We start from the raw sequence: 3,470 nt of genomic DNA, 5'->3' as shown, positions 1-3,470 counted from the left end.
TACGTAAAACAAAACCGCCCCCCCGGGCCGTCTGTGGGGGGGAAAAACGGGCGGCCAACCAAACCCGGGCCGGCGCCGCCCCAAAACCCGGGGCGGGGCCCCGCAGCGAGCGAACTCGGCTATCTCTGGTCGCCTCGACTATCTCCGGCGGCCGGGGTACCGCCGGCCGGTCGAGTACCGGTGGCTGCTCGAGCATCGCCGGGTACCCGGATATCCGCGGTTGCTAGAGGCCTCCGGTAGACAGCAGGCCACCGTCGACGCGCACGGTTTCGCCGGTGATCCACTGCGCCTGCTCCGAGGCCAGGAACGCGATCAGCCGGGCCACATCCTCCGGCGAACCGAGCCGCTTCATCGGATAGACCTGCGCCGCGGCCTCCTCGTCGGCCGAGTACAGCGCATCCGCGAAACTGGTTTTCACCACCCCGGGCGCGACCGCGTTGACCCGGATCTTCGGGCCGAGCTGCCAGGCGAGTTCGTCGGTGAGCCGGATCAGCGCCGCCTTGGAGGCGCCGTAGGCGGCGATCACCCCGGTGGAGCGCAGGCCGGCGACGCTGGCCACGTTCACCACCGCGCCGCCGTGTTCGCCCATCCACGCCTTGTACGCCTCCTGGATATAGCCCAGGGCGGCGACGACGTTCACATCGAAGATCTTGCGGACCGCGTCGAGATCTGCCTCCATCAGGGAGCCGTACACCGGATTGATGCCGGTGTTGTTGATCAGGATGTCCAGCGACCCGAATTCGGTGACCGCCCGCTGGACCGCGGCCGCGCGTGCCTCCGCGTCGCCGGAGTTACCGGCCAGTGCGATGACCTCGCCCTGATGCCCCAATCCGCGCAGTTCGGCGGCCGCCTTGTCCAGCGGTTCAGGTTTGCGCGCGGTGATCAGCACGTTTGCGCCCCGGCTCAGCAGCTCCGCGGCCACCGCGAAACCGATACCCCGGCTGGCTCCGGAGACCAGCGCGCTCTTACCCAACAGATCGGTGCTCATAGCCGGGCACGTTACCGTGTCCGAGACGGTTGCCGGTCGGCAGCGGCGGTGCCGTGGGCCGTAGCGGGCGGGGTCACCGCGCGGGCAGGTAAAATCGGTGGTTCCGTGTCCGGATACGGCCGATCATGGGTGGAAAGTTCCGCCCGAACCCGCCGGACCATCGCCCCCGACCTGCTGCCGAGGAGATATCTGTGATCACCGCGACCGACCTCGAGGTCCGGGCCGGCGTCCGTACCCTGCTGTCCGCGCCCGGACCGGCGTTGCGGGTGCAGGCCGGCGACCGGATCGGCCTGGTCGGCCGTAACGGCGCCGGTAAGACCACCACCCTGCGCATCCTGGCCGGGGAAGGTGAACCGTACGCCGGCACGATCATGCGGTCGAGCGATATCGGCTACCTGCCGCAGGATCCGCGCGAAGGCAATCTCGATGTGCTGGCGCGCGACCGGGTGCTGTCGGCGCGCGGCCTGGACGCGCTGATCCGGGATATGGAGAAGGCGCGCGGCCTGGACGCGCTGATCCGGGATATGGAGAAACAGCAGGCGCTCATGGCCGAACTGGCCGATGACACCGAACGTGAGCGGGCCGTCCGCAAGTACGGGCGGCTCGAGGATCGTTTCTCCGCGCTCGGCGGCTACGTCGCGGAAAGCGAATCGGCCCGGATCTGCCACAGCCTGGGGTTGCCGGACCGCGTGCTGGGTCAACCGTTGCGGACGCTGTCGGGCGGTCAGCGGCGGCGAATCGAGCTGGCCCGCATTCTGTTCGCGGCCTCCGACGGCAGCGGCGGACGGTCCGACACCATGCTGTTGCTCGACGAACCCACCAACCACCTGGACGCCGATTCCATCACCTGGTTGCGCGGGTTCCTGCAGAACCACGACGGCGGGCTCATCGTGATCAGCCACGATGTGGACCTGCTCGCCGATGTCGTGAACAAGGTGTGGTTCCTCGACGCCGTCCGCGGGGAAGCCGATGTGTACAACATGGGCTGGACCAAATACCTCGATGCCCGCGCCACCGACGAACAGCGGCGGCGACGGGAACGCGCCAACGCCGAGAAGAAGGCCTCGGCGCTGCGGACCCAGGCCGCCAAACTGGGTGCGAAGGCCACCAAAGCCGTTGCCGCCCAGAATATGGCCAAACGCGCCGATCGGCTGCTCGCCGAACTGGACGAGGTGCGCGTGGCGGACAAGGTCGCGCGGATCAAGTTCCCGGAGCCTGCGCCCTGCGGTAAGACCCCGTTGATGGCGGAGAACCTCACCAAGGTCTACGGGTCGCTGGAGATCTTCACCGGGGTGGACCTGGCGATCGACCGCGGCAGTCGCGTGGTGGTCCTGGGCCTCAACGGTGCCGGTAAAACCACCCTGCTGCGGCTGCTCGGCGGTACCGAGGAGCCGACCGGCGGCTCGCTGGTGCCCGGTCACGGGCTGAAGGTCGGGTACTTCGCGCAGGAGCACGACACCCTCGACGATGCGGCCAGCGTGTGGGAGAACATCCGGCACATGGCACCCGATGCGGGCGAACAGGAATTGCGCGGTCTGCTGGGCGCCTTCATGTTCAGCGGCCCGCAGCTCGATCAGCCCGCGGGAACGCTGTCCGGCGGTGAGAAAACCCGGCTGGCGCTGGCCGGTCTGGTCTCTTCGGCGGCGAATGTGCTGTTGCTCGACGAACCGACCAACAACCTGGACCCCATCTCCCGCGAACAGGTCCTCGACGCGCTGCGCACCTACGCCGGTGCGGTCGTCCTGGTCACCCACGACCCCGGCGCCGCCGAAGCCCTGAATCCGGAGCGCGTGATCCTGCTCCCGGACGGCACCGAGGACCACTGGTCGGCCGAGTACCTGGAATTGATTCAGCTCGCGTGAGTTTCATCACAAGAACTCATTGCCGGATGCTCGCCGAATGCTTAGCCTGAGAGTGACGCTGCTCGGCGACTCGGAGGAAGCCATGGGCGACAGGCCGGTACAGAGCAAGAGCACATTGGGTAAAGGCACCCGCGTCACGGGAAAGTCACGCGACCGCCTGCAGTCCCAGTTGAAGAAGCAATACGAAGCAGGGGCGAGCATCAGGTCGCTGGCACGCGCGACCGGGCGTTCCTACGGGTTCATCCACAATGTGCTGACGGAGTCGCATGTGCAGCTCCGCAGCCGTGGTGGCGCGAACCGTCGTAAAGCCCGCTAACTGCACCGTATTCGCAGGCCCCCGCGCCCGGGGTAGAAAAGGGCGCGGGGGGGGCCCGGGGGGGGGGGGGTGGCGGGGTGGGGGTGTGGCGGTTTTCGGCCGGGACCCGCGCCTGATGCGTCGGGGGGGGCGCCGATTCCGGGTCGCGGCGCGATTCCAGTTCTTTGCGCAGGACCGGCACCACTGCGACCAGCACCGAGGCCGGGCGCGCCGCTAGCGCGGTGGCCGAGCCCCCGGCAGAAAAGCAGGAGGGCTGACCCATGCTGATGCCCCGCAAGGTCAAGTTCCGTAAGCAGCATCACCC

At 68.2% G+C, this 3,470-nt stretch carries 3 protein-coding genes; 2 read left to right on the top strand and 1 reads right to left on the bottom strand.

Annotation, left to right across the window (positions count from 1 at the left end; translation table 11 throughout):
- Positions 1-223 precede the first annotated feature (223 nt).
- Positions 224-988 carry an SDR family oxidoreductase gene (locus QH196_RS06605; RefSeq protein WP_280414860.1) on the bottom strand — a complete coding sequence of 255 codons (765 nt, stop codon included), beginning with the start codon at positions 986-988 and terminating at the stop codon, positions 224-226.
- A 191-nt stretch (positions 989-1,179) separates the two neighbouring features.
- Here QH196_RS06605 and QH196_RS06600 point away from each other — a divergent pair, with 191 nt between their 5' ends.
- Both QH196_RS06600 and QH196_RS06595 read left to right on the top strand, forming a co-directional pair.
- The gene (locus QH196_RS06600) at positions 1,180-2,850 is read left to right on the top strand and encodes an ABC-F family ATP-binding cassette domain-containing protein (protein WP_280414859.1); all 1,671 of its coding nucleotides are present in this window, start codon (positions 1,180-1,182) and stop codon (positions 2,848-2,850) included.
- 82 nt (positions 2,851-2,932) lie between these two features.
- Complete coding sequence (locus tag QH196_RS06595) at positions 2,933-3,166, top strand: helix-turn-helix domain-containing protein (protein ID WP_033246289.1); 234 nt, start codon at positions 2,933-2,935, stop codon at positions 3,164-3,166.
- Positions 3,167-3,470 lie beyond the last annotated feature (304 nt).

Origin of the sequence: Nocardia carnea (assembly GCF_029868325.1) — a bacterium.
GTDB lineage: Bacteria > Actinomycetota > Actinomycetes > Mycobacteriales > Mycobacteriaceae > Nocardia > Nocardia carnea_C.
Note: the sequence above shows the minus strand (reverse complement) of the source record. Positions and strands in the feature narration are given on the sequence as shown.